This is a genomic window from Aeromonas sp. ASNIH7 (assembly GCF_002903485.1).
Taxonomy (GTDB): Bacteria; Pseudomonadota; Gammaproteobacteria; order Enterobacterales; family Aeromonadaceae; genus Aeromonas; species Aeromonas caviae.
The window spans coordinates 4567801-4593763 of record NZ_CP026226.1 but is presented as its reverse complement, the minus strand read 5'-3'; the positions used below and the strand labels follow the sequence as shown (position 1 = coordinate 4593763).

At 61.1% G+C, this 25963-nt stretch carries 26 protein-coding genes and 1 pseudogene; 8 read left to right on the top strand and 19 right to left on the bottom strand.

The window, feature by feature from the left end; translation table 11 throughout:
• Positions 1–69 precede the first annotated feature (69 nt).
• The 7 genes and pseudogenes from C2U47_RS21465 to C2U47_RS21435 form a co-directional block, all read right to left on the bottom strand.
• Positions 70–1095 (bottom strand): substrate-binding domain-containing protein, encoded by a 1026-nt coding sequence (locus tag C2U47_RS21465; protein ID WP_103261890.1) that lies wholly within the window; start codon positions 1093–1095, stop codon positions 70–72.
• Positions 1095–2027: a ribokinase gene (gene rbsK / locus C2U47_RS21460; protein WP_010674791.1), complete on the bottom strand. Its 933-nt coding sequence runs from the start codon at positions 2025–2027 to the stop codon at positions 1095–1097. Before rbsK ends, C2U47_RS21465 begins: the two co-directional genes overlap by 1 nt.
• Positions 2028–2125: 98 nt before the next feature.
• Positions 2126–3001: a ribose ABC transporter substrate-binding protein RbsB gene (gene rbsB / locus C2U47_RS21455; RefSeq protein WP_010674790.1), complete on the bottom strand. Its 876-nt coding sequence runs from the start codon at positions 2999–3001 to the stop codon at positions 2126–2128.
• A 30-nt stretch (positions 3002–3031) separates the two neighbouring features.
• The gene (gene rbsC / locus C2U47_RS21450; protein WP_041211438.1) at positions 3032–4000 is read right to left on the bottom strand and encodes a ribose ABC transporter permease; all 969 of its coding nucleotides are present in this window, start codon (positions 3998–4000) and stop codon (positions 3032–3034) included.
• Positions 3997–5526: a ribose ABC transporter ATP-binding protein RbsA gene (gene rbsA / locus C2U47_RS21445; protein ID WP_052814800.1), complete on the bottom strand. Its 1530-nt coding sequence runs from the start codon at positions 5524–5526 to the stop codon at positions 3997–3999. Before rbsA ends, rbsC begins: the two co-directional genes overlap by 4 nt.
• 35 nt (positions 5527–5561) lie before the next feature.
• Positions 5562–5981, bottom strand: coding sequence for a D-ribose pyranase (rbsD, locus tag C2U47_RS21440; RefSeq protein WP_010674787.1), 420 nt, complete (start codon positions 5979–5981; stop codon positions 5562–5564).
• 269 nt (positions 5982–6250) lie between these two features.
• Positions 6251–6850: pseudogene (locus C2U47_RS21435) on the bottom strand (glutathione S-transferase family protein); the annotation flags it as partial.
• Between the two features lie 246 nt (positions 6851–7096).
• Between C2U47_RS21435 and C2U47_RS21430 the strand changes: the two are divergent.
• Positions 7097–7852, top strand: a complete 756-nt coding sequence (locus C2U47_RS21430; RefSeq protein WP_010674785.1) for a hypothetical protein — start codon at positions 7097–7099, stop codon at positions 7850–7852.
• A gap of 61 nt (positions 7853–7913) precedes the next feature.
• Positions 7914–8576, top strand: a complete 663-nt coding sequence (locus C2U47_RS21425; protein ID WP_010674784.1) for a DUF2987 domain-containing protein — start codon at positions 7914–7916, stop codon at positions 8574–8576.
• Between the two features lie 71 nt (positions 8577–8647).
• On the opposite strand, the gene ttcA is transcribed toward C2U47_RS21425, so the two are convergent.
• The 12 genes from ttcA to C2U47_RS23015 all read right to left on the bottom strand — a co-directional run bounded on the left by ttcA (position 8648) and on the right by C2U47_RS23015 (position 19053).
• Complete coding sequence (gene ttcA / locus C2U47_RS21420) at positions 8648–9556, bottom strand: tRNA 2-thiocytidine(32) synthetase TtcA (RefSeq protein WP_010674783.1); 909 nt, start codon at positions 9554–9556, stop codon at positions 8648–8650.
• Positions 9557–9623: 67 nt separating this feature from the next.
• Positions 9624–10571 (bottom strand): universal stress protein UspE, encoded by a 948-nt coding sequence (gene uspE, locus C2U47_RS21415; RefSeq protein ID WP_010674782.1) that lies wholly within the window; start codon positions 10569–10571, stop codon positions 9624–9626.
• A gap of 136 nt (positions 10572–10707) precedes the next feature.
• Positions 10708–11463: an FNR family transcription factor gene (locus C2U47_RS21410; RefSeq protein ID WP_010674781.1), complete on the bottom strand. Its 756-nt coding sequence runs from the start codon at positions 11461–11463 to the stop codon at positions 10708–10710.
• Positions 11464–11531: 68 nt separating this feature from the next.
• On the bottom strand, positions 11532–12218 hold the full coding sequence (locus C2U47_RS21405) for a sulfite exporter TauE/SafE family protein (protein WP_010674780.1): 687 nt from the start codon (positions 12216–12218) through the stop codon (positions 11532–11534).
• A complete protein-coding gene (ccoS, locus tag C2U47_RS21400) occupies positions 12202–12408 on the bottom strand; it encodes a cbb3-type cytochrome oxidase assembly protein CcoS (RefSeq protein WP_041211434.1) in 207 nt (68 codons plus the stop codon). Before ccoS ends, C2U47_RS21405 begins: the two co-directional genes overlap by 17 nt.
• Positions 12409–12490: 82 nt before the next feature.
• Entirely contained in the window at positions 12491–14887 is a 2397-nt protein-coding gene (locus tag C2U47_RS21395; RefSeq protein ID WP_029314548.1) for a heavy metal translocating P-type ATPase, read from the bottom strand.
• An 88-nt stretch (positions 14888–14975) separates the two neighbouring features.
• On the bottom strand, positions 14976–15464 hold the full coding sequence (locus C2U47_RS21390; RefSeq protein ID WP_010674777.1) for a FixH family protein: 489 nt from the start codon (positions 15462–15464) through the stop codon (positions 14976–14978).
• Between the two features lie 113 nt (positions 15465–15577).
• Positions 15578–16567, bottom strand: a complete 990-nt coding sequence (ccoP, locus tag C2U47_RS21385; RefSeq protein WP_010674776.1) for a cytochrome-c oxidase, cbb3-type subunit III — start codon at positions 16565–16567, stop codon at positions 15578–15580.
• On the bottom strand, positions 16567–16746 hold the full coding sequence (locus tag C2U47_RS21380; protein ID WP_010674775.1) for a CcoQ/FixQ family Cbb3-type cytochrome c oxidase assembly chaperone: 180 nt from the start codon (positions 16744–16746) through the stop codon (positions 16567–16569). The genes ccoP and C2U47_RS21380 overlap by 1 nt, the downstream gene beginning before the upstream one ends.
• 11 nt (positions 16747–16757) lie before the next feature.
• Positions 16758–17372 (bottom strand): cytochrome-c oxidase, cbb3-type subunit II, encoded by a 615-nt coding sequence (gene ccoO, locus C2U47_RS21375; RefSeq protein WP_010674774.1) that lies wholly within the window; start codon positions 17370–17372, stop codon positions 16758–16760.
• 18 nt (positions 17373–17390) lie between these two features.
• Positions 17391–18815 (bottom strand): cytochrome-c oxidase, cbb3-type subunit I, encoded by a 1425-nt coding sequence (ccoN, locus tag C2U47_RS21370; RefSeq protein WP_010674773.1) that lies wholly within the window; start codon positions 18813–18815, stop codon positions 17391–17393.
• Positions 18790–19053: a hypothetical protein gene (locus C2U47_RS23015; RefSeq protein WP_125117269.1), complete on the bottom strand. Its 264-nt coding sequence runs from the start codon at positions 19051–19053 to the stop codon at positions 18790–18792. The genes ccoN and C2U47_RS23015 overlap by 26 nt, the downstream gene beginning before the upstream one ends.
• Before the next feature lie 41 nt (positions 19054–19094).
• Here C2U47_RS23015 and C2U47_RS21365 point away from each other — a divergent pair, with 41 nt between their 5' ends.
• The 6 genes from C2U47_RS21365 to C2U47_RS21340 all read left to right on the top strand — a co-directional run bounded on the left by C2U47_RS21365 (position 19095) and on the right by C2U47_RS21340 (position 25933).
• The gene (locus tag C2U47_RS21365; protein WP_010674772.1) at positions 19095–19553 is read left to right on the top strand and encodes a hypothetical protein; all 459 of its coding nucleotides are present in this window, start codon (positions 19095–19097) and stop codon (positions 19551–19553) included.
• 108 nt (positions 19554–19661) lie between these two features.
• The gene (locus C2U47_RS21360; RefSeq protein ID WP_010674771.1) at positions 19662–20120 is read left to right on the top strand and encodes a GAF domain-containing protein; all 459 of its coding nucleotides are present in this window, start codon (positions 19662–19664) and stop codon (positions 20118–20120) included.
• Positions 20121–20221: 101 nt separating this feature from the next.
• Entirely contained in the window at positions 20222–20866 is a 645-nt protein-coding gene (gene proQ / locus C2U47_RS21355; RefSeq protein WP_010674770.1) for an RNA chaperone ProQ, read from the top strand.
• 8 nt (positions 20867–20874) lie between these two features.
• The gene (prc, locus tag C2U47_RS21350) at positions 20875–22890 is read left to right on the top strand and encodes a carboxy terminal-processing peptidase (RefSeq protein WP_041211433.1); all 2016 of its coding nucleotides are present in this window, start codon (positions 20875–20877) and stop codon (positions 22888–22890) included.
• Positions 22891–23019: 129 nt separating this feature from the next.
• The gene (pepN, locus tag C2U47_RS21345; RefSeq protein ID WP_010674768.1) at positions 23020–25644 is read left to right on the top strand and encodes an aminopeptidase N; all 2625 of its coding nucleotides are present in this window, start codon (positions 23020–23022) and stop codon (positions 25642–25644) included.
• 67 nt (positions 25645–25711) lie between these two features.
• Complete coding sequence (locus C2U47_RS21340; protein ID WP_010674767.1) at positions 25712–25933, top strand: DUF2835 family protein; 222 nt, start codon at positions 25712–25714, stop codon at positions 25931–25933.
• Positions 25934–25963: the final 30 nt, after the last annotated feature.

Below are 25963 nucleotides of genomic sequence, written 5' to 3'. Positions count from 1 at the left end.
GGGGCCGATGCCAAGGAGACAATACACAGAAGAGCGGCTCATGGCCGCCCTTCTGCTGCTTGCTGGCACTTAAACTGGTTTGCTGTCCGGTGAGGAAAAGGGAGCGCAGGAGTGTCTGATCACCAGGTCCGGATCCACGGTGATCATGCGGTTTGCGATGGGCTCGCCGTTGATGCGCGCCAGCAGCCGGGTGACGGCGAGGCGGCCCAGCTCCTCTTTCGGTTGATTGACCGTGGTGAGCGGGGGGGACATGAACTGGGCCAGCGCCACGTTGTCATAGCCGACGATGGAGAGATCGCGGGGGATCACCAGCCCTGCCTGATGGGCGGCACTGATGACCCCCATGGCCATCATGTCGTTGCAGACAAACAGCGCGGTGGGACGCTCTGGCAGCTCCAGCAGGCGGGTCATGGCGGCGGCGCCGCTGGCGCAGTCAAAGTCTCCCTCCTGGATCCAGCCCGGATTGACGGTGAGCCCGGCCTCCTGCATCGCTTGCTCGAAACCCGCCTGGCGCTGGTTGGCCGGGGCGCGGCTGTGGGGGCCCGTGATGCAACCGATGGCAGTGTGACCCAGCCCCAGCAGATGGCGGGTTGCCAGGTAGCCTCCACGATGGGAGTTGTCGGCGATGAGATCCACCTCGCCATTCTCCATGCCCCAGTCCATCACCACGACCGGCAGGCTCTTGAGCCAGTCGAGCTGGTTGAACACCTCCTGCTGCCCTTCACTGCACATGATGAGCAGGCCGTCGACCCGTTTCCTGAGCATCATCTTGAGGTAGGAGAGCGCCGTCTCGGCCTGTCCTTCGGTGTTGCCCAGCATCAGGTTGTAACCCTGCTCGAAGCAGTAGCGCTCCACCCCGCGCACCACCTCGGCGAAGAAGGGGTTGCTGGAGGTGGTAACCAGCATGCCGATGCTGTTGGTCTCCTTTACCTTGAGGCTGCGGGCCACCAGGCTCGGGGCATAGTTGAGATCGCGCATGGCGGCGAAGACCCGCTCCCGGGTCTCTGCGGCCACGAAGCGGGTCTCGTTGATGACGTGGGAAACGGTGGTGGTCGACACTCCCGCCAGCGCAGCCACCTCCTTGATATTGGCCATCAGTGCCCCTGCGCAGTCTGTTCAAGGAGGAAAGCATCGACCTCCTGCTTGCTCGGGATGGAGCTCTGGGCACCAAACCGGGTGACGGAGAGTGCCGCCGCCCCGTGGGCAAAGCGTACGGCTGCGTCAAAGTCGGCGCCGGCGAGCTCGGCCGCCAGGAAGGCGCCGTTGAAGGTATCCCCGGCAGCCGTGGTATCCACCGCCTTGACCCGAAAACCCGGCATGAGCGCCTGTTTCTGCCCCTTGCTGCAATAGACCCCTTGAGACCCCAGGGTGATCATCACCTCACCGATGCCCATCTGGTGGAAGCGGGTGGCAGCCTCCCGGGCGCTCGCTTCGTCCGTCACCTTGACGCCGGTCAGCAGCTCGGCCTCGGTCTGGTTGGGGGTGATGAGATCCACCAGCGCCAGCAGATCCCTTGAGAGCGGGCGCGCGGGGGCGGGGTTGAGCACCACCCGGGTGCCGTGGGCACGAGCCAGACGGGCCGCTTCCTGCACGCTCTCCAGCGGCACTTCCAGTTGCAGCAGCAGGGTGTGGGCGGCGGCGATCATTGCCTCGTGACCTTGCACTACGGCCGGGGTGAGGGCGCCATTGGCTTCGGCGGAGATGCCGATGCTGTTCTCCCCCTCGTCGCTCACATAGATGATGGCGATGCCGGTGGGGAGCCTGGGGTCGAGTTCGACGGCGCTGACATCGATGCCGTCGTTGGCAAACCCGGTTTTCATCTGGTGGCCGATGGCATCATCACCGATGCGGGCGATGAAGGAGACAGGGGCGCCGAGGCGGGCGGCGGCCACCGCCTGATTGGCGCCCTTGCCGCCGGGAACGACCTGATAGCTGTGGCCGGTCAGGGTTTCACCGGGGCGGGGAAAGTGGGGGACGCGCAGCACATGATCCGCATTCACGCTGCCGAGGACTACGAGACGATTCATTCCTATCACCCTTGGTTGAGTACATCCTGGTCTGGGTGGACCCAGACCAGGCGGCACTGGCGGAAAAAGAGAGGGGAGGCGAACCTCCCCCCGTCAACTTACTTGTTGACGATTTGCAGCGGTACCGGGATGGATTTTTCCACCGGTTGACCCTTGAGCACCTTGTCGGCGGTTTCCACGCCGATGGCGCCGATGAGGGCAGGCTGCTGTGCCACGGTGGCGGCCAGTTTACCCTTGGCCACGGCGGCTTTGCCATCGTCGGTGCCGTCAAAGCCCACGATCATCACCTCTTTGCCAGCGGCCTGCACGGCGCGGATGGCACCCAGCGCCATCTCGTCGTTCTGGGCGAACACTGCCTGCACGGTCGGATGGGCGGCCAGCAGGTTCTCCATGACGTTCAGACCCTTGGTGCGGTCAAAGTCGGCGGGTTGGGAGGCCAGCACCTGCAGTTTGTTGGCGGTGACCGCCAGGGCGAAGCCTTCGCCGCGATCACGGGCGGCGGAGGTACCTGCGATCCCTTCCAGCTGGATCACCTTGGCACCGCTGCCCAGCTTCTCGGCGATGAAGTCGCCAGCCAGCTTGCCACCGGCCACGTTGTCGGAGGCGATGTGGGCCTTGACGTCACCCTGGGCTGCGCCGCGGTCCAGGGTCAGCACCGGGATGTTCGCCTTGTTGGCCAGGCGAATGGCGTTGCCCACGGCTTCGGAGTCGGTCGGGTTGATCAGGATGGCGTTGACCTTGCGCACGGTGAGATCTTCCACGTTGGAGAGCTCCTTGGCCGGGTCGTTTTGGGAGTCCAGCACCACCAGCTCGTAGCCAAGCTCCTTGGCCTTGGCTTCGGCCCCCTCCTTCATGGTGACGAAGAAGGGGTTGTTGAGGGTGGAGACCACCATCGCCAGGGTGTGATCCGCGGCCTGGGCGGTGCCCAGCACGGACATGATGGCGGCAGCGAGCAGGGTATTGAGCTTTTTCATCATTTCATTCCTTGTGTGTGGCGTGGCTTGTTAACGGTTGCTTTTGTTATCGATCATCACAGCAAGCAAAATCACGCTGGCCTTGGCGATCATCTGGTAATAGGAGCTGACGTCGAGCAGGTTGAGGGCATTGTTGAGGAAGCCGATGATGAGGGCACCGATCAGGGTACCCATGATACGGCCCTTGCCCCCCATCAGGCTGGTGCCCCCCAGCACAACGGCGGCGATGGCATCCAGCTCGTACCCCATGCCGGCTGTGGGCTGGGCGGAGGAGAGGCGGGATGTGACGATGAGCCCGGCCAGTGCCGACAGCATGCCGCACAGACCATACACCGCGAGCTTGACCCGATCCACATTGATACCAGAGAGGCGGGTGGCCGATTCGTTGCCGCCGAGGGCATAGATGTGGCGGCCCAGGCGAGTGTGGTTGAGCAGGTACCAGGCCAGCAGGAAGACGATGGCCATCAGCCAGATGGGCACCGGCAGACCCAGCAGGTAGCCGGTCCCGAGCCAGGCGAAGTGATCGGCGCCGTCACTGAAGCCGGTGGAAATGGGGCGCCCCTCGGTGTAGACCATGGTGACGCCGCGCAGGGCGGTCATGGTGACCAGGGTAGCGATGAAGGCCTGTACCTTGCCCTTGGCGATGATGAGGCCGCTGATGCTGCCAAGCAGGGCGCCGGCCCCCAGGGTGAGGGGGATCACCAGGCCGATGGGCAGCTCCATGGCCACCATGGTGGCGGCCAGGGCGCCGCACAGGGCCAGTACCGAGCCGACCGACAGATCGATGCCGGCGGTGAGGATGACCAGCGTCATGCCGACCGCCATGATGGCGTTGACCGATGTCTGGCGCAGGATGTTGAGCAGGTTGTCGGCGGTGAAGAAGTTGGGGCTCAGGAAGGAGACCACGCCGATCAGCACCAGCAGCGCGACCAGGGACTTGTTCTCGATCCACCAGGCCTTGCTCATGACGCCGCGGCGGGAAAGGGTTTGGGTTGTCATTGTGCTGCCTCTTGCTCTGCTTGCCACTGTTTACCGACTGCCGCTGCCATCAGCTTCTCCTGATTGGCATCGCGGGTGTTGAATTCTGCGCTAATGCGCCCTTCGTGCATCACCATAATGCGATCACTCATGCCGAGCACTTCCGGCATTTCGGAGGAGACCAGGATGATGCTCATCCCCTCCTTCTTGAACTGGTTGATGAGCTGATAGATCTCCTTCTTGGCGCCGACATCGACGCCGCGGGTCGGCTCATCCAGGATCAGCACCTTGGGCCGGGTCAGCAGCCCCTTGGCGATGGCCACCTTCTGCTGGTTGCCGCCGGAGAGGAGCTTGATCAGCTGATCCTGACTCGGGGTCTTGATGTTGAACAAACGCACATAGTCCCCTACCGCCTGGCGCTCGGCCTTGCCGTCAATCTTACCGCCACGAATGAACTCGCCGAGGGCGCACAGGCTCATGTTTTCGCGCACCGACAGCTCCAGCACCAGGCCGTCGCCCTTGCGATCCTCGGAGATATAGGCGATACCAGCGGCCAGACCATCGGCCGGGCTTCTGGGTACCAGGGCGTGGCCATCCACCGTCACCTGGCCAGCGCTGATGGGGCTGGCACCGTAGATGAGCTTCATCAGCTCGGTGCGGCCGGAGCCCATCAGGCCGCTAAAGCCCAGAATTTCCCCCTGACGCAGGGAGAAGCTCACCCCGCGCACGCCGGGACCAGCCAGATCGTTCACCTGCAGGCTAACCGGGCCAAGCTCGCGCTCAAGACGTGGGTACTGCTCTTCCAGCCGGCGGCCCACCATCATCTCGATGATCCTGTCTTCATCGAGATCGCTCACCGCCTGCTCGCCGATCCACTTGCCATCCCGCAGCACGGTGACCCGATCGCAGATCTCGAAGATCTCTTTCAGGCGGTGGGAGATGTAGACAATGCCGCAGCCCTGCTCGCGCAGTTCACGAATGACGGTGAAGAGCTGCTCGGTCTCGGTGTCGGTCAGCGCATCGGTGGGCTCGTCCATGATGATGACGCTGGCATCGAACGACAGCGCCTTGGCGATCTCTACCATCTGCTGTTCACCGATGGAGAGATCCCCGAGTCGGGTATCCGGGCCGTGCTTGACGCCAAGTCGCGCCAGCAGACCGCTGGCACGCTCACGCAACTGCTTGTGGTCGATGCTGCCAAAACGGGTGCGCGGTTCGCGGCCGAGGAAGATATTGGCGGCAATCGACAATTCCGGCAGCAGGTTCAGCTCCTGGTGGATGATGCTGATCCCCTGATCCTGAGAGTCGCGGGGGCCCTTGAAGTGCACCGGCTGGCCGCGATAGTTGATGTAGCCCGCATCGGCCTGGTAGATGCCGGTCAGCACCTTCATCAGGGTCGACTTGCCAGCGCCATTTTCGCCGAGCAGGGCCATCACCTGGCCCGGATAGACCCGAAGGCCCGCTTCGTCGAGGGCGCGTACCCCGGGGAAGGTCTTGACGATCCCGGTCAGCTCCAGAATGGGTGAGAGGGGGGAGGTTGTGCTCATTTGCAGCTTCCTTGAAGAGGCCTTCTTTGAAGAATTCAGAACGCCACACCGGCGCAGAGGATCAGGTTGGCGTAGGGAGTCACCTCGCCGCTGCGCACGATAGCCTTGCTCTGGCAGGAGCGAGCCTTGAACGCTTCGTGCAGGCAGTACTCGATGGTGATGGGCTTGCCCTGGGCGGCTGCGTGGGCCTCCAGCTGATCCACCAGCGCCTGATGGGCGGCGGGACTGATCTGCTTGATCTCGCTTGCCATGATCACCTTCTCCACCACCAGGTCGGTGAGTAGGGCGGTCAGTACGGTTTCAAGGCTGGGGGTGCCCGCCATCAGCGCCAGATCGATGCGCTCGGGGCCTGCCGGAATGGGCAGGCCAGCGTCGCAGACGGTGATCTCGTCGGTGTGGCCCATCTGCGCGACCAGCGCGCTTAAGGGAGCATTGAGCAGCTTGCCTCGTTTCATACAGCACCTCGGCGGCCTGGGACCGCATATGAATATTGAGTTGGGCAATCGGTTACGCAACCGGTTGCGTCATTAGGGCGAAAGATAGGTGTTAACCGTTAACGGGTCTAGGCAGTGATGACGAAAATGTGAAAACGATCTCAGTGACAGGGCAATTTCAGAAGAAACGGGTGCCATAAGAGCACCCCGTCTGAGAGGCGTCGCCGGATGTTGCCCGCACAAAAAGGCGTACCCGGCGCGAGGAGATCAGAGGGCGAGCGCCGCCTGCACTGCGGGGCGGGGCGGGCCAGCATGCGCTGATAGTGATCCGCCACCTTGGGAAACTCGCTGATGGCAACCCCGTCGCTCTCGAGCCAGCCTGCAATCACGAAGAGGTAGATGTCGGCCAGGCTAAAGCGCTCCCCCAGTACCCAGGGGCCGGCCAGATAGTGGCGCTCAATCTGGTCAAAGCCATCGCGCATGTTCTGGGGCATCTTGGCCTGCATGGCAGCCATGGCCTGTTCATCGTCGGCCCAGCGGCCGGGACGGCGTCCATGGGCATGGGCGACATGGACGGTGGAGACGAGGAAACTGTGTACCTCCTGCATCCTGGCCAGGAGGAAGGGGTCATCCAATGGGGCCAGCCCGGCGTTAGGAAAACGCTGGGCCACGTAGAGCAGCAGAGCCGGTGTTTCGGTCAGCACGCCATGCTCCGTCACCAGTGCCGGGACTCGCCCCTTGGGATTGATGGCGAGGTAGTCGGGGCTGCGCTGTTCACCAGCGGCCAGATCCAGGCGCTTGACAAGGTGAGGGGCACCGGCCTCCACCAGAGCGATGCGTACCGCCATGGCACAGGTACCCGGGGCAAGATAGAGCGTCAGTTCGGACATGACCGTTTTCCTTGTGTGAGAGAGAAGAGCCAGTGGACATCTCGTCCGCCAGCGCGCGCCATCGTTGGACAGAGGGGCCAAGGGTGAGGGGAACTTCATCAAGTAGGGCTGCAAGGCCTTTGGTATCAATGGCTTTCTGAACGGAAGATAACAGGAAAAACGGCTACGCATGCCGGTTCAAACCGCTATAATGTGCCACCTTGGATCAGTCGTCAGTGAATGTTGGACAGTCAATTGAGTAATAGAATGCGGATCGGTGGAACCCTCGAACAGTCCCTCAGCCAGGGATATCGTCTGGACCTGCAAGGGGTGTTGAAAGAGGGGTGGCAACAGACTCGTCGCACCGGTTTCGGATTGGCGCTGGCCATCGCCGGGGTCATGGCAATCTGGATCCTGCTGAGCAATACCTTGCTGACACCCTATGTCGCCCGTGAAGGGGGGGGTATGGATATGGCCCTGATCCTGAGCCTGCTGGTCACGGTGATCATGTCACCCATGACCTCCTCCCTCGACATGCTGGGGTTGCAGCAGTCGGTGGGGGTGCGCGCCCGGCCGAGCCAGGTATTCGACTTCTTCCGCCACTTCCTGCGCCTGGGCAGCCTGAGTCTGCTCGGCAGCCTCATCACCAGCCTGTTTGGCCCCCTGTTCGAGCTGCTGGGCGTGCCGGTGATGCTGGCCTTCATCCCTTCCGCCCTGGTGGGCATGGGGCTGGTGTTTACCGTACCTCTGGTGCTGGAGCGCGGTCTTTCCCCGGCTCAGGCCATTCTGGTATCCCTCAAGCTCTTTGCCCGGGGATGGCCCAGCATAGTGCTGCTGCACGGGGTCATGCTGGCACTCTTCTTCCTGGCGCTCATCCCCATGGGGCTGGGACTTATCTGGGTGGCGCCGCTCTACTTCAACTGCAAGGGCATTCTCTACCGGGATCTGTGTGGGGTGGCAGTCGAAGTGACCGAGGTTGCCAGTGGCAACGGCGGGCAGGGCCCGGATCATTTCAACGCATAACGGGATACCAGGGGGTCAGCCGGTGTCGACCCGCCCGGAGCGTGATGCAAAAGGATGGCATATGAACAAGCGATACGGGATGGCGGCGCTCCTGCTGGTACCCATGCTGGGACAGGCTGAGCCGTCCCTTGAACTCGACTACGGCACCTTCTACAGCCAGATGAAGACCTTCGCCAAGGGGGAGTTCGGCCACGCCAGACTGGGCTTTTATCTGGCCAGTCAACAGAACGGTCGGCGCTGCGGGCTCACCTCGGCCCGGGTCTCGACCCCGGACAGGGATGTGCCCGCCGAGGTCACGGTGGATGGCGAACTGCGTCTGCCCTATGACGAAGATCTCAACCTCGACAAGGCGATCGTGGTGGTGGGGCTCACCGAGGCCCATGCCGCCTGCGATCTGTCGGTACAGGTGATGGCCGACGCCCCCGCCACACCCGAGGTGCCGCTGGCCGAGCTTGTCTCGCGCCAGCAGCAGATGCAGCGATTGCTCGACAAGATGGCCGGCATGGTCGGCCAGTATTTCCTGCCCAAGATGGAAGGGGTGCGGATCTCCATGGTGGCGCCCGCAGGCACAGCCTACCTTGTGGAGGGTGCCCGTCAGGAGGCCGTCTCCTGGCAGCAGGGGCAACTGCTGCTCAGCAATGCGCAGCTGAAGGGGTTTGCCCAGGGCAAGCTGCAACTGCAAGGGGAGATCCTGCGTCTGACCCCCTGGCTGCACAAGGGGTAGCGACCCGAGTCCGCAGATTGCCAGAATGAAAAAAGGAGCGCCTGGCGCTCCTTTTTTGTGGGTGACGGGGCTTAGCGCACCTCAATCACGTCCAGCATGTCCATCTCGTCGATGTCCAGCAGCGGCGCCTTGGGCAGCTCGGGCGGATCAAATGCCTTGTCGCCACCGTCGATGATGCCGGAGTCGCGGTTGATGCTCTTGAAGTCAAACAGCTGGTGATCGAGCAGGTGGCTCGGGATCACGTCCTGAATGGCGGTGAACATGGTTTCGAGACGACCCGGGAAGCGGCGATCCCACTCCTGCATCATCTGTTTGATGGCCTGGCGCTGCAGGTTCTCCTGGGAGCCGCACAGGTTGCAGGGGATGATGGGGAAGGCCTTGACCTCGGCATAGCGCACCAGATCTTTCTCCTTGCAGTAGGCCAGGGGGCGGATCACCACGTTCTTGCCATCGTCGCTCACCAGCTTGGGGGGCATGGATTTGAGCTTGCCACCGTAGAACATGTTGAGGAACAGAGTCTCGAGGATGTCGTCACGGTGATGGCCAAGGGCGATCTTGGTGCAACCCAGCTCCTGGGCGGTGCGATACAGAATGCCGCGGCGCAGGCGGGAGCAGAGCGCGCAGGTGGTCTTGCCCTCCGGTACCTTCTCCTTGACGATGGAGTAGGTATCTTCTTCCACGATCTTGAAGTCGATGCCGAGGGTGCTCAGGTATTCGGGCAGCACGTGCTCGGGGAAGCCGGGTTGCTTCTGATCCAGGTTGACGGCCACCAGATCGAAATGGATGGGGGCGCTGGCCTTCAGGCTCATCAGGATGTCGAGCATGGCAAAGCTGTCCTTGCCGCCAGACAGGCAGACCATGATCTTGTCACCCTCTTCAATCATGTTGAAGTCGGCGATGGCCTGGCCCACGTTGCGCCGCAGGCGTTTCTGCAGCTTGTTGAAACTGTATTTCTCTTTGGCGTTAAGCTCTTCTAGCATGGCCTCAAACCCGGGACAAAAATAAGCGGCTTATTATAGCCATGTCCCGGGGGAGGGCAAGAAACGCTTATGCAGGATGACGCCTGTCATCCACAGGGCTGCTGTAATCGTCGGGTTTGAGGATGAGAATGTCGCAGTTGAGCCTGTCCACCACGTGCTCGGCGGTGTTGCCAAGCAGGGCGGCAGAGAGGCCGGTACGGCCGACGCATCCCATGATCATCAGGGTGGCATTCAGATCGTCCGCCATGTCCGGCAGCACCTCCTCCGGCAAGCCTTCCGCCACCTTGGTCCACATGTGGTTGATGCCGAACTGATCGGCATGCTCCCGCAGCAGATCTTCATGGTGTTTGCGAATGGCATCGTTGTAGGCGTTGGGATCGAACTCTGGCAGTTCGATGGCGACATTGACCGGGGTGCCCGGGTAGGTGTTGACCAGATAGAGACTGGCACCAAGCAGCTCGGCGATGGCGATCCCCTCGCGGGTGATCCGCTCGTTGAGCACCTTCTGCTCCTTGTCATCGCTCGAGCAGTTGATGGCGGCAATCAGGTTGCCCCCCCGTTGCCAGTGCCCTTCTTTTACCAGCAGAACCGGACAGGGGCATTTGCGCAGCAGGTGCCAGTCGGTGGGGGTGAAGATGAAGGTTTGCAGGAAGGAGTGCTTGTGAGTCGCCTTGACGACCAGATCGTGACGCTGTTCCAGCACTTCCTGAATGACGCACTCGAAGGGACGGTTGTGCCAGAGCACTTTCACTTCGCATTCCAGTCCTCTGGCCCGATAGGGAGTGAGGATCTCGTCGAGCCACTCCCGACGCTGGGCGATGACACCATGGCGCATCTCTTCCCGCTCGTCTGCCGAGAGCATGGCGGTCATCTCGTAAGAGAAGTCGTAAATCGTCAGGAGCAGGGTCAGCTGGGCGCCCTCATCCAGCTCGGCGACCTTGACCGCGCGCTCGAGCGCGATCTGGCGCTCCTCCTCGGGATTGATCACCACCAGAATGTTTCGGTACTTGACCATGTTCTCCTCCTTGGTAAAAAGGCCAATGATGGCAACTCTTTAGCTATTACAGCTTAGTCCAAGGGGGGAGACGGGAAGGTGTGCCGGATCAAATTTCAGGGTGATCCGATCCGGCAAAAAAGGGAATAAACGGGGATTAACCGCAGGGAGGACGAGTGGCTCCGGCCATGACGCCCAAGGCAACGTTGTCCAGTACAGTAATGTATTTGCCTTTGACGCTGATGAGACCGGATTTCTGGAAACGGCCCAGCAGGCGGCTGATGGTCTCGACGGTGAGACCGAGGTAGTTGCCGATGTCTCCACGGGTCATGGAGAGGCGGAACTCCTTGGCGGAGAAGCCGCGCTCGGAGAAACGAACCGAGAGATTGTGCAGGAAGGCAGCGAGGCGCTCTTCGGCGTTCTTTTTGGAGAGCAGCAGTATCATCTCCTGGTCGCCCATGATCTCGTTGCTCATCAGCCGCATGATCTGCTGGCGCAGTTTGGGCATCTTGCCAGAGAGGTCGTCGAGCACATCGAACGGTATTTCGCACACCATGGCGGTTTCCAGCGCCTGGGCGAAGGAGGGGTGGGCCTGCTTGTGGATGGCGTCGAAACCGACCAGATCACCGGCGAGGTGGAAGGCGGTGATCTGTTCGTCACCCTGTTCGGTGATGGTGTATGACTTGATGGTCCCGGAACGTATGGCATAGAGCGACTTGAGCTCATCGCCGGCCTTGAACAACTCTTCACCCTTCTGGAACGGCTTTTTGCGCTCGATGATGCTGTCGAGCTGATCGAGCTCGTTATCGTTCAGGGTGAAGGGGATGCAGAGCTGGCTGATGCTGCAATCCTGGCAATGAATTGCACAGCCACCGCTCTGAATACGTCTGCCAGGTTTCTTGTCCGGGATCATAGGCTCAAATGAATAATTGATTTATATCAAACAAGTTTACCACCATCTCATCCGTTTTGGATAGGGTTTCAAAAGGACGCCATCCCGATCCAGAGGGTGTGGATCCCGTAGGCAATAAGCAGCAAGGCGCCCCCAAGGCGCAGGCTGCGCAGGGTGAGCCAGTAGCGCAATCGGTCTGCCAGCCCCCCTAGCGCAAACAGGGTCGGCAGGGTGCCGAGGCCGAAAAAGAGCATGATGAGTGCCCCGCCACTCGCGGAGCCTGCGGCAGCGCTCCAGGTCAGCATGGAGTAGACGAGGCCGCAAGGGAGCCAGCCCCATATCATGCCAAAGGGGAGGGCCTGCCTGGCTGATGTAAACGGGAGAAACCTGCCTGCCAGCGGCTTGATGAGAGGCCAGAACTTCGCACCGATGCGCTCGAGCAGCAAGACGCCATGCCACCAGCCAGCCAAGTAGAGGCCGAGCGCTATCATCAGCAGGGCGGCGATGAGGCGAAGCCCTGCCAGGGCGTGTTTGCCAGCGCCTATCTCCGTGGTGGTGGCGAGCAAGCCGCCCACCAGCGCGCCCGCCAGCACATAGCTCAGGATGCGCCCCAGGTTGTAGTTGAGCAGATAACCGAGCCTGCCCCAAAAATGCTGCTTCTCGGCAGGTATGGCCATGGAGAGCGCTGCGGACACGCCGCCACACATGCCGATACAGTGGCCGGCACCGGCAAGCCCGACCAGCAGGGCGCCCATGAGGTCAAGGCTGCTGGTCATGGGGCCTGTTTTCCTGTTCTGCTTGTTGTTCAGAGGGGGGCAAGGGGCGCTGCTCCTCGTCAAACAGGATGTTGGAGCCCTGCCTGTCGAGATCCTCGAACTGCTCGGAGCGGATGGCCCAGAAGAAGACGGCGCCGGCAATGACAACGAACAGGATGGCGATGGGGATGAGGACGAAGATAATGTTCATGGCGTGGACCCTGTGGTGAAAGGGGGATGATAACCCGGCGAGGCAAGAGGTGCCGCCACCCGGGAGGATGCCAGATGGCTGCTCACCGGTTGAGCCGCATGGAGTTGGTGACCACGATGAGGGAGCTCAGGGACATGCCAGCAGCCGCCAGATAAGGGGGGAGCCAGCCACTTGCAGCCAGCGGCAGCACAAGCAGGTTGTAGCCGATGGACCAGGCAAAGTTCTCCTTGATGATCTTGCGAGTTCGCAGGGCCAGGGCCCGGGCGGCCAGCAGACGGGAGAGATCGTCGGCCAGCAGGATGGCGTCGGCACTGTTCTTGGCCAGATCCGTGCCCCCCGCCATGGCAAAGGACGCGTGGGCGCCGGCCAGCACAGGGGCGTCGTTGATGCCATCTCCCACCATGATGCTGATATCCCCGGCCGCTTCCCGGGCCTTGAGATAGGCCAGCTTGCCGTCCGGGGTGACCCCTTTTACCAGCTCATCGACCCCCAGCTCGCGGGCCAGCATGTCCGCCTGGTCCGAACCGTCGCCGGTGAGAATGGTGGTTTGCAGGCCTGCCTCCTTGAAGGCCTGGATCAGTGCACCGGCATCGGGGCGCAGCGTGTCGGCCAGGATGAAACGGGCCAGCAGTCCGTGTTCATCGGCCAGATAGATGGTCAGCCCTTGAGCGGCATTCTCTTCTTGCGCCAGTTCGAGCCAGCGTGCACTGCCGATGCGGTAATGCTTGCCCTCAATTACTCCCTGCACGCCGTGGCCGATGACGGGGGTGACGTCGCTGGCGGCGAGCGGCACCCCGTCCGCCAGTGGTTTGCTTCGAAACGCACGGGCGATGGGATGCTCGGAATAGGTCTCCAGGGCCTGGGCGAGGGCGAGGCAGCGGGCTGCGTCGAGCTCGCCGAGGGGCTGGGTGCTCACCAGGCTGATGTTGCCCGTGGTCAGGGTCCCCGTCTTGTCCATCACGATGCGGTTGGCCCGGGTCAGAATGTCCAGCACGTGGCCGCGGCGCAGTAGGATGCCGCTGCGGGTCAGGTTGGCAGTGGCCGAGGTCAGTGCGGTCGGGGTGGCCAGCGAGAGGGCGCAGGGGCAGGTCGCCACCAGCACCGCCAGGGTGACCCAGAAGGCCCGCTCGGGCTCATGAAAATGCCAGAAGGTCCAGACCCCGGCCGCAATGATCAGGAGCACCAGGATAAAGTGGCGCGACAGCACGTCCGCCAGCTGGGCGATGGCGGGCTTGTCGTCCAGAGCATGATCCTGCAGGCGCATGATCTGGGCCAGGCGCGACTCTTCAATGGAATGGCTGACCCGGATCTCCAGGGGGGCATCGGTGTTGATGGTGCCTGCATAGACGGGATCTCCGGCCTGTTTGAGCAGAGGCAACTGTTCGCCAGTCAGCATGGATTCGTTGAGGCTGGCCTGGCCCAGGGTGACGATGCCGTCTGCCGGCAGGGTGGCCCCCGCGAGTACCCGCACCCTGTCTCCGACTCGCAGCGTCTTGGCGGCCACCTCGTGTTCGCCGTCATCATCGATGCGGGTTGCCATGATGGGTACCAGGCGCGCCAGGTTGGAGCTCGACTCCGACGCCTTGCGCCTCGCTCGCAGTTCCAGCAGACGGCCCAACAGCAGGAAAAAGACGAACATGGTGATGGAGTCGTAATAGACCTCACCCGTGTTGAAGACCGTGGCCCAGATGGAGGCGACGAAGGCGCCGATCAGTGCCAGCGACACCGAAACATCCATGGAGAGGTGCCCCTGCTTCAGGCTGCGCCATGCCCCCACGTAAAAAGGCTGGGCCGAGTAGATCATGATGGGGGTGGAGAGCAGAAGGCTTATCCACTTGAAGTAGATCATGAACTCCTCTTCCACGCTGATGAAGAGGTCCATGTAGAGTGCTACGGCGCACATCATCACCTGCATGGAGCCAAGGCCGGCCAGCGCCATGCGGAACATGTAGCTGCGCACCTCTTTGGCGTAGAGCGCTTCCTGCTGATGAGTCTGGAAGGGATAGGCGCGATAGCCGACCCTGGCAAAGCCCTTGAGAATGTCGCTCAAAGAGAGCTGGGCCGGATCCCACTTGATGCGGGCGCGATGGGTGGTGGTATTGACGTTGATGTAACGCAGACCGCGCAGGGTCATCAGGTGCCGCTCGATGAGCCAGGCACAGGCGGCGCAGGTCAAACCTTCCACCGTCAGTTGGATCTCGCGCGTAGTTTCGCGACCCGTACCGGTGTCGGTGACGAACTCCTGCTGCACCTCCGCCAGATCGTAGTGGGTGAGGGCGGCGAGCTCTTCGGGCACCAGTTCCCCCTTGATGCCGGGAGCGGTGCGGTGTTCGTAATAACTGGCGAGGCCGCATTCGAGAATGGTCTGTGCCACGGCCTGACAGCCAGGGCAACACATCGGCTGAACGATGCCTTTGATCTCGAGAGTAAAGTTACTGCCAGTGGGAACCGGTTCACCACAGTGAAAACAGCCGGTCATGGTGATCATCCCTCTTTGATGCAGCCCAGCAGGCCGGGTCGGGGAGAAGGGTGGCTGACCGGCGTGCCGATCACCCTGCCTTCGTGATTCAACGTCCCTTGGGATCGAGCTCAATCGCTGCCTGAGTCGGCAGTTGTGCCGTCTCCTGGAGGCGCCATTCATGGTTGAAGGCATCGACCCGCACGTGCCACTTGCCGGTGAGGGGCTTGTCCAGCATCAGGCGATAGACTCCCTTGCCATCGGCCGTCAGCAGATGTTCGCTGTCCAGGCCCGCCAACGTGGGATGAAACAGGGAGAGGTGCAGTGCCTGCCCGAGGGGGAAATCCCCGGACAGTGGATTTAACGTCAGCTCCTTGTCGCTGACATTGAGGGCGATACGGATGCCGAGCGCCTCGGCGCGATCGAACTTGCTGAGATCCTGATTAATCTCCTTGCCCTGCTTGTAGTAGTCCTCCGCTACCAGGTTGACCCCATCCTTGCTGGCAATGATGGCGGTGGCGATGCTGCCTACCACGGCGGCGCAGGGGAGGGCGATGATGAACCAGGGCCAGAATTGGCGATACCAGGGTTGGGTCATGATGCTACCGAAACAAATGGTTAACGAAATGGCGGTAATTCAGCCAACACAAGATAACAAAAAGCCTCGAAGAGTCGAGGCTTTTTGCTGATTAATCACGTGCTTATCACATGTTACTGCTGATTTTGCCGATCGTTGTGGGACAAGCTGTAAACGTAGGAGGCGAGCAGATGTACCTTGTCTTCCCCCAGAATGTCCTTCCAGGCCGGCATCACGCCGTGACGACCGTGGGTGATGGTCTGTTCGACCACCTGACGGGAGCCGCCATAGAGCCAGATGTTGTTGGTCAAGTCGGGGGCGCCGAAGGCGATGCCGCCCTTGGCATCCGGGCCGTGGCAGGCGGCGCACATGGCAAAGCGTGCTTCCCCTTTCTTGGCTTCCACCAGATCAACCTTGCGACCGGAGAGGCTCAGCACATAGGAGGCCACCTCCTTCACCCCGTCCTGACCCAGGATCTCGCCCCAAGCGGCCATGATCCCCTGACGACCGCCCATGATGGTGGTCTTGATCTGGTCGGGTGCGCCGCCCCACTGCCATTCGCTGTCGGTCAGGTTCGGGAAACCGCGGCCACCGCGGGCATCGGAGCCATGACACTGGGAACAGTTTTGCAGGAACAGGCGCTGACCCACCTTCAGGGCTTCCGGATCCTTGGCGATCTCGGTGATCTCCTTGTAGCTCTTGCCGTCAGCCTGATAGGTCAGCTCGCGGAACTTGGCGCCGTAGATCTCGTCGGCCTTGGCAAGTTCCCGATCGTATTCCACCGCGCGTCCTTCGGCCTTGGCGGAAGCCGCCGCTGCCTTGGACTCGGCCAGGGAACGTACATCCTGGTTGGAGCTCTGCCAGCCCAGCAGACCCTTGAAGTTGCCAAGGCCCGGGAAGGCGAGCAGGTAGATGAGCCCGGTGACGATGAAGAAGAGGAACATATAGGACCACCACTTCGGCAGGGGATTGTTGATCTCCTCGATGCCGTCGAAGGTGTGACCCATGGGTTTGCCCTCTTCGGCCCCCATCTTGTCCTTCATGCACCAGGCCAGCAGCAGGAAGCAGCCGAGAATGGTGCCAAGGCTTATGACGGTCACAAAAATGCTAAACAGAGTGCTCATTATTGCTTCGCTCCTGCGTTCTTGTTATCAGCACTGGGTTGCTCGTCATCGGCAAAAACCAGGTTGGCGGCCTCGTCGAAAGAAGCCTTGCGGCGCTTGCTGTAGGCCCAGACGATGATGCCAATCATGATGACCATCAGCAGCAGGGTGTACAGGCCGCGAAATGTGCCGTAATCCATATCCCGACTCCTTATTTCAGGGCATGGCCCAGTGATTGCAGATAGGCGATCAGCGCATCCAGCTCGGTCTTGCCCTTGACGGCCTCACCGGCACCGGCGATGTCGGCATCGGTATAGGGCACGCCGAAGTGATCCCGGAACAGAGCCAGCTTCTTGCCGGTCAGCTCGCCGCTCAGCACATTGGTCTCGAGCCAGGGGAAGGCCGGCATGTTGGACTCGGGCACTACGTCGCGCGGGTTGATGAGGTGGGCGCGATGCCAGTCATCGGAGTAGCGGCCGCCGACCCGGGCCAGATCCGGGCCGGTACGCTTGGAGCCCCATAGGAAGGGGTGCTCCCACACGCTCTCGCCGGCAACCGAGTAGTGGCCGTAGCGTTCGGTCTCGGCGCGGAACGGGCGGATCATCTGGCTGTGGCAGACGGTGCAGCCTTCGCGGATGTAGATGTCGCGTCCTTCCATCTGCAGGGCGGTGTAGGGCTTGAGGCCCTCCACCGGCTCGTTGGTCTGCTTCTGGAAGAACAGGGGGGTGATTTCCACCAGGCCCCCCAGGCTGATGGCGAAGATGATGCCAATGACCAGCATGGGGACGCTTTTTTCAAAAATCTCGTGACGGTTGTTGTTGCTCATGCTTTAAACCCCTTCAAATCAGGCTGGCTGTGCGACGGGTTCCAGAGAACCCTTGGGCGCAGTGACGGTGCGATAGGCGTTGTAGGCCATCAGCAGCATGCCGGTGACGAAGAAGCAGCCACCCAGGAAGCGCACGAAGTAGAAGGGATAGGAAGCTTGCAGCGCCTCCACGAAGCTGTAGGTCAGGGTGCCGTCGTCGTTGACCGCACGCCACATCAGACCCTGCATCACACCGGAAATCCACATGGCGACGATATAGAGCACGGTGCCCACGGTGGCCAGCCAGAAGTGGACGTTGATGAGCTTGATGCTGTACATGCGCCCCTGCCCGAACAGGTTCGGGATCAGGTGGTAGACGGCACCGATGGACACCATGGCAACCCAGCCCAGGGCACCGGAGTGAACGTGACCGATAGTCCAGTCGGTGTAGTGGGAGAGGGCGTTGACGGTCTTGATCGCCATCATGGGGCCTTCGAAGGTCGACATGCCGTAGAACGACAGGGAGACGATCAGGAAGCGCAGGATGGGGTCATAACGCAGCTTGTGCCAGGCACCCGAGAGGGTCATGATGCCGTTGATCATGCCGCCCCAGGAGGGCACGAACAGGATGAGGGACATCACCATGCCCAGCGACTGGGCCCAGTCAGGCAGGGCGGTATAGTGCAGGTGGTGCGGACCGGCCCAGATATAGAGGGAGATCAGCGCCCAGAAGTGCACGATGGAGAGGCGGTAGGAGTAGACGGGGCGACCCGCCTGCTTGGGCACGAAATAGTACATCATGCCAAGGAAGCCCGCTGTCAGCAGGAAGCCCACTGCGTTGTGGCCATACCACCACTGCACCATGGCATCCATGGCACCGGAGTACATGGAGTAGGACTTCATGCCGGAGAGCGGCACTTCCATGTTGTTGACGATGTGCAGTACGGCCACCGTGATGATGAAGGCACCGAAGAACCAGTTCGCCACATAGATGTGGGAGGTGGTGCGCTTGACCAAGGTGCCGAAGAAGACGATGGCATAGCTCACCCAGACCACGGCGATGGCGATGTCGATGGGCCACTCCAGCTCGGCGTACTCTTTGGAGGTGGTGTACCCCAGCGGCAGCGAGATGGCTGCAGACAGAATGATCGCCTGCCAGCCCCAGAACACGAAGGAGGCGAGGGGACCACCAAACAGCCGGACCTGACAGGTGCGTTGCACCACGTAGAAGGAGGTGGCCATCAGGGCGCTGCAACCAAATGCGAAGATGACCGCATTGGTATGCAGGGGACGCAGACGGCTGTACGTCAGCCAGGGGGTGTCGAAGTTGAGGGCAGGCCAGATCAACTGGGCTGCAATCAATACACCCACCGACATGCCGACGATACCCCAGACAATCGTCATGACGGTGAACTGGCGCACAACGGTGTAGTTGTACTCAGGGTGGTTTGTTGTATGGCTCATCGTTGTATTCCGCTTCCGATGCTGTTGTTAGTGTTGCCCGGTGTCCTGGGCCATTTTCACCCCGGTTTTGCAAAATCCCCTCGTTAACATCTGTTAATAAAAGGAAAAGCAAAAGGTGGTTAAATGAAAATCCATTGAGAATGATACTGAAATGACCGGTAAAATAACAGTACAAACAGTGATATATTTGGCTCCAGCGGGTCTCATGTCCGCCAGTTTTTACCTTGAGCCAGATCACGAAAATTACATTTTCTACGTACCTTACAGAGCTGTTTTTTCATGAAAGAGAGACTCACTTCACGCAAAATCGTCCACCTGTCCATGGTGCTGGTCATTTTGCTCTCCCTGATGGCCTATCGAACCTGGTTTTCAGGCACAGGAAGCGACCATGCAGAGGGCTCCAATGTTCAGATTTGTGATCTGTCCCACAGCCCCTGCCGCCTCATCGTCGGGGATCGCCCGCTGACGGTCAGCATCGATGGCTTGCCGATCCGCCCTGAACATGACTTTGTCCTGCGCCTTCAAGGGGGTGTGCCGGCCATTACGCCGGTCAAGGCCTGGCTCGAGGGCAAGGAGATGTTCATGGGGCTCATCCCCGTGCTGTTTGAAGCCAGCGATGCGGGGTGGCGAGGGGTGACCCAGGTGGGAAGTTGTACGGCAGAGGCGATGGACTGGCTCTTGACCATCGAGTGGAGCAATGGCCAGCGCCATCAACTGACGTTGGGCGCGGCACGTTGAACGGACTCTCATCGGGCCCCAGGAGGGGGGATAAATGAAAATTGATTTGAAATTTTCAGGCAGGACGGTACCTTGCATTGATTATCAAAGAGTGAAGTTCATTTAATCATGATTGAAAAACAAGCATTTTATCGCACGCTCAACCAGCAGGCCCAGGCATTGCTAGAGGGCGAACCCGACATGATCGCCACCCTGGCAAACCTGTCTGCCCTGCTCAATCAGGAACTGGCTGACATCAACTGGGTTGGTTTCTACCTGCTGCAGGGCGAGACCCTGGTGCTCGGCCCGTTCCAGGGCAAGCCGGCCTGTGTGCGCATCCCGGTCGGGCGCGGCGTCTGTGGCACTGCGGTTGCCGAGGGCAAGACCCAGCTGGTGGACGACGTGCACCAGTTCGCGGGGCACATTGCGTGCGACGGTGCCAGCAACTCGGAAATCGTGATCCCGCTGCGCCGTGGCGGGGAGATCATCGGGGTGCTGGACATCGACAGTCCAATCTTTAACCGCTTTGACGAGCAGGACCGGATTGGCCTCGAAGAAACGGTGCAAATTTTGGAAAGCATGCTCTAAGTCATTGCTAGATGGTTCGCAAAAGGTCCCAAGCTCTCTATAATGGGGCCTTTGTTGTGTTCGGGCATGCCCGTGCGTCTATATGAAAGCCAAGGTTATACATGGAAAACACTGAAAAGCTGAAGAACAGTAAAGAGATCGTCGCCTACCTGGTCGAGAAATTCCCGGCCTGCTTCATCGCTGAAGGAGAGGCCAAGCCACTCAAGATTGGCATCTTCCAGGATCTGGCCGCGCGTCTTGCTGATGACGAGAGAGTCTCCAAGACCATGCTGCGCTCTGCTCTGCGTCAATACACCTCCAGCTGGCGTTACCTGCATGGCCTCAAGGCTGGCCAGGCCCGTGTCGATCTGGACGGCAACCCGGGCGAGCTGCTCACCGAAGAGCACATCGAGCATGCCAAACAGGCGCTCAAGGAGAGCAAGGAACGTGTCTTTGCCAGCCGCCGCACCAACACCAAGGAGAAGGAAGACAAGCCCAAGCAGCCGCGTCGCAACGCGCCGCGCAAGGCTGACGCTCCCCGCTCCGACAAGCCCAAGTCCGCCCCTGCTCCCAAGGCTGCACCGGTCGCCGATGCGCCGCTGGTGAAAGTGGATGCCGCTACCCTGAAAGTCGAGCAGGGCGTGCGCGTCGTGCTGGGCAAGTCCCCTGTGCCTGCGACCATCAAGGAAGTGACCAAGGATGACGTACAGGTTCAATTGCAGACCGGCATGATGTTGCGGGTCAAGTTCGAGCATCTGGTTCTCTAAGGAGACGAATGTTGAAGCATGGCGTGATTCGTTTTTCACTCGTTGCCTGTAGCCTGGCGCTTGCCGGGCTCGCACAGGCCATCGAGCCGGTGCTCAAGGAAAGTGATTTGCCTGTGTTGGCTCAAGAGAGCCAACATGCTACGGCCAGCAAGCGAATTGCCAATCTGTTTACCCGCTCCCACTACAAACAGTTCAAGCTGGACGACGCCTTTTCCTCCGTGATCTTTGACAAGTATCTGGAGAATCTGGACTACAGCCGCAACCTGTTTCTGGCCTCTGACATCAGCCGTTTTGAGAAATATCGTACCGGTTTTGACACCGACCTCGAGCGAGGGCGACTGGCTCCGGCCTACGAGATGTTCAACCTGAGTCAGCAGCGGCGGTACGAGCGGTTCGAATACGCCCTCAAACTGCTCGACACTCCCTTCGATTTTACCCAGAAAGACAATTACGTCTTCGATCGGGAAGGGGCTCCCTGGCCCAAGGATGAAGCCGAGCTCAACGAGCTGTGGCGTCAGCGGGTCAAGTTCGATGCCCTGAGCCTCAAGCTCAGCGGCAAGGAGTGGCCCGAGATCAAGGAGCTGCTTGGCAAGCGTTACAACAACGCCATCAAGCGGATGTCCCAGACCGAGAGCGAGGACGTGTTCCAGCTCTTCATGAACTCCTTCGCCCGCGCCATCGAACCGCACACCAGCTATCTGTCTCCGCGCAGCGCCGATCGGTTCAACACCGAGATGAACCTCTCGCTGGAAGGGATTGGGGCCGTGCTGCAGGCGGAAGATGACTTTACCGTCATCCGCTCCCTGGTGCCAGGCGGCCCGGCGGCCAAGTCCAATCACCTGAAACCCGATGACAAGATCACCGGTGTGGGGCAGGACGACGGTAAGATCGTGGATGTCATTGGCTGGCGTCTTGACGACGTGGTCGAGCTCATCAAGGGGCCCAAGGGCAGCAAGGTGAAGCTGGAGATCCAGCGCGGCAAGGGCGCGACCGCCAAGACCGAGCTGGTGGAGCTGGTGCGTGACAAGGTGCGTCTGGAAGACAGAGCCGCCAAGTCCAAGGTGATCACCGCCGAGGGCAAGAAGATCGGCGTGCTCGAGATCCCGAGCTTCTACGTCAACCTGCACGACGACGTGATCAAGGAGATCTCCAGCCTCAACAAGCAGAAGATCGACGGCCTCATCGTCGATCTGCGCGGCAACGGTGGCGGTGCCCTGACGGAAGCTTCCGCCCTGAGCGGTCTCTTCTTTGCCAGCGGCCCCGTGGTGCAGATCCGTGATCACATGGGTCGCATCACCGTCAATGGCGACGACGACGGCAATGTCTACTACGGTGGCCCCATGTCGGTGATGATCGACCGCTACAGCGCCTCGGCCTCCGAGATCTTCGCTGCCGCCATGCAGGACTATGGTCGTGCGCTGATCCTCGGCGAAAACTCGTTCGGCAAGGGGACGGTGCAGCAGCATCGCAGCCTCGCCAAGGTCTATGACTTCTACGAGCAGCCGCTGGGTCACGTGCAGTACACCATCGCCAAGTTCTACCGTATCGATGGCGGCAGCACCCAGAACAAGGGAGTTGCACCCGATATCGCCTTCCCGACTGCGGTAGCGCCGGGGGAGACGGGGGAGAGCCGCGAGTTCAACGCCTTGCCCTGGGACAAGATTGCCTCGGCCAGCTACGAGCGACTGGGGGACTTCTCCAGCCTGCTGCCCAAGCTGAAAGCGGCCCACGAGGCACGGATCACCAAGGATCCGGAATTTGCCTATGTGCTGCAGGACATCAAGGAGTATCAGGCGGACAAGGACAAGAAGTCGGTCTCCCTGAACGAAGCCGAGCGGCTGGCTGAACAGGCCAAACAGGACGAGAAGGCGCTGGCGCGAGCCAATGAGCGGCTGACCCGTCTTGGCAAGCCGACGGTGAAGAGCCTGGATGAACTGCCGACCGATTTCGAGGCACCTGACGAATACCAGGTGGAAGCGGCCAACATCACGGCGGATCTGGCCACCCTCAGCAAGAAGAGCTGATGCTGGCAACGAAATGACAAGGGCGACTCGGGTCGCCCTTTCTTTTGCCTGAATGCAAACTATTTGACCCTGTCCGAGCCTTGTGACAGCCTCTGACACGTCAATAACAAAGCGTGGAAGCACACAATAATGACTGAACAACCTCAGGCCATGACGGCCAAATATCGCCAGGATTACCAGGCTCCCCTCTATTGGTGTGACAGCCTGGATCTCGATTTTCAGCTGCAAGAGCCCCTGACCCGGGTCACCGCCATTTCCCGTTTGCGTCGCAGCGGCGATCACAACGAACCCCTGGTGCTGGACGGCGAGGGGCTTGACCTTGTCAGCGTCATTGTGGATGGCGTGCCCTATCAGCAATACGAGCAGGGAGAGAGCAGCCTGACCCTGTTCAACCTGCCGGCCGAGTGCGTGCTGACCGTGGTCACCGACATCGATCCCGCCGCCAACACGGCGCTGGAGGGGCTCTACAAATCCGGCGATGCCTATTGCACCCAGTGCGAGGCCGAGGGCTTTCGTCGTATCACCTATTACATGGACAGGCCGGACATCCTGGCCCGTTACAGTACCCGCATCACCGCCGACAAGGCCAAGTACCCCTATCTGCTCTCCAACGGCAACAAGGTCGCGAGCGGCGATCTGGACGACGGTCGCCACTTCGTGCAGTGGCAGGATCCCTTCCCCAAACCGAGCTACCTCTTCGCCTTGGTGGCGGGGGACTTCGATGTGGAACGCAACCACTTCATTACCAAAAGCGGCCGCCAGGTGGCGCTCGAGATCTTCGTGGACAAGGGCAACCTGGACCGCGCCGGTTTCGCCATGGAGAGCCTCATCAACTCCATGCGCTGGGACGAGCAGCGTTTCGGCCTCGAGTATGACCTCGACATCTACATGATCGTGGCGGTGGACTTCTTCAACATGGGGGCCATGGAGAACAAGGGGCTCAACATCTTCAACTCCAAGTTCGTGCTGGCCAACCCGGCCACTGCCACCGATGCGGACTACCACGGCATCGAGCGGGTGATCGGCCACGAATATTTCCACAACTGGACCGGCAACCGCGTCACCTGCCGCGACTGGTTCCAGTTAAGCCTCAAAGAGGGACTGACGGTGTTCCGGGATCAGGAGTTCTCCTCCGATCTGGGGTCGCGCGGCGTCAACCGCATCAACAACGTGCGCACCGTGCGCGGTCCGCAGTTTGCCGAAGATGCCGGCCCCATGGCCCACCCCATCCGCCCGGATGTGGTGATCGAGATGAACAACTTCTACACCCTGACCGTCTACGAGAAGGGCTCTGAAGTGATCCGCATGATGCACACCCTGCTGGGGGAGGACGCCTTCCAGGCGGGTATGCGACTCTACTTCGAGCGTCACGACGGCTCTGCTGCCACCTGCGACGACTTCGTGCAGGCGATGGAGGATGCCTCCGGGGTGGATCTCGCTCGCTTCCGCCGCTGGTACAGCCAGTCCGGCACCCCCGAGCTCACCGTGACCGACGAATACGATGCCGAAAGCGGTGTCTATCGTCTGCACGTGAGCCAGCACACGCCGCCGACCCAGGATCAGCCACAAAAGCTGCCGCTGCATATCCCCCTCGACATCGAGCTCTACGATGCACAGGGTGCCGTCATCCCGCTGCAATACCAGGGCAAGGCCATCGGCAATGTGCTGGACGTGCTGGAAGCACAGCAGACGTTCGAATTCGATCGAGTGCCGGTCAGACCGATACCCTCCCTGCTGCGAGACTTCTCCGCCCCGGTCAAGCTGCACTATGACTACAGCGACGAGGCCCTGGCCTTCCTGATGCGTCATGCCCGCAACGAGTTTGCCCGCTGGGACGCCGCCCAGATGCTGATCAACAAGGCGGTGATCGACGGGGTGGCCCGGGTCCAGCACGGGCAGGGGGTTGAACTCTCCCACACCCTGCTGGCGGCCTTTGTCGCCATTCTGGACGAGGCTGCACTGGATCCCGCCCTCAAGGCAGAGATCCTGGCCCTGCCGGGGGAGGCGACCCTGGCCGAGCTGTTCGAGGTGGCCGACATCGACGCCATCCACCAGGTGCGCAACGGGATCCAGACCGCATTGGCCCACGCCTTCGGCGACCGCCTGCTGGCGTGCTACGAGAGCCTGCGTCTGCCGGCTTATCAGGTGGTCCATGCCGACATGGCCAAGCGGGCCCTCAAGGGTGTGGTGCTGGGTTATCTGGCGGCGCTGGATGCCGCGAAGGCCGATACCCTGGTGCGCGAGCAGTACGAGGCTGCCGACAACATGACCGACACCCTGGCGGCGCTCCAGGTGGCCAACAGCCATCTGCTGCCGTGCCGCGCCGCGCTCTTGGCCGACTTCGAAGGCAAATGGGCCCATGATGGCCTGGTACTGGACAACTGGCTGCGGTTGGTGGGGGCCAAGCCGGCCAAGGATGTGCTCCATGACGTGAAGCAGGCGATGGCGCACCCGACCTTCAGCATCCGCAACCCGAACCGGCTGCGGGCGCTCATCGGCAGCTTCGCCATGAACAACCAGGTGCAGTTCCACGCCGCCGATGGCAGCGGCTATCGCTTCCTGACCGATCTCTTGATCGAGCTCAACGAGGTCAATCCCCAGGTGGCGTCCCGCCTCATCACCCCGCTTATCCAGTTCAAGCGGCTCGATGAGGGGCGCAAGGCGCTGGTTCGCGCCGAGCTGACCCGCCTGGCCAACCTGGACGGGCTGGCGCGGGATCTGTTCGAGAAGGTGAGCAAGGCGCTGGCACAGTAAGCGCCGCGACGGCGGGCAGGGGAGCCTGGCTTTCCTGCCCGTTTTTCATGGATGACCAGGAGGTGACATGAGGCAATACACTTTTCGGCTCTCCCTTGGCCGCGACGAGATCATGTTGATGTACCAGGGGCAGGTGAACCGCCTGGTGGTACGTACCGAGCAGGGTCTGACCCTGGAGCTGGGATTGGAGAAAATCCGGCGTTTTGTGTCGGAGAGCGGCGTTCACGGCTACTTTCGACTGAAAACCCAGGACGATCATCGCTTCATTTCCCTGGAGCGCATAAATTAACAAAACTTGAACATCAATCCGGGTAATTAT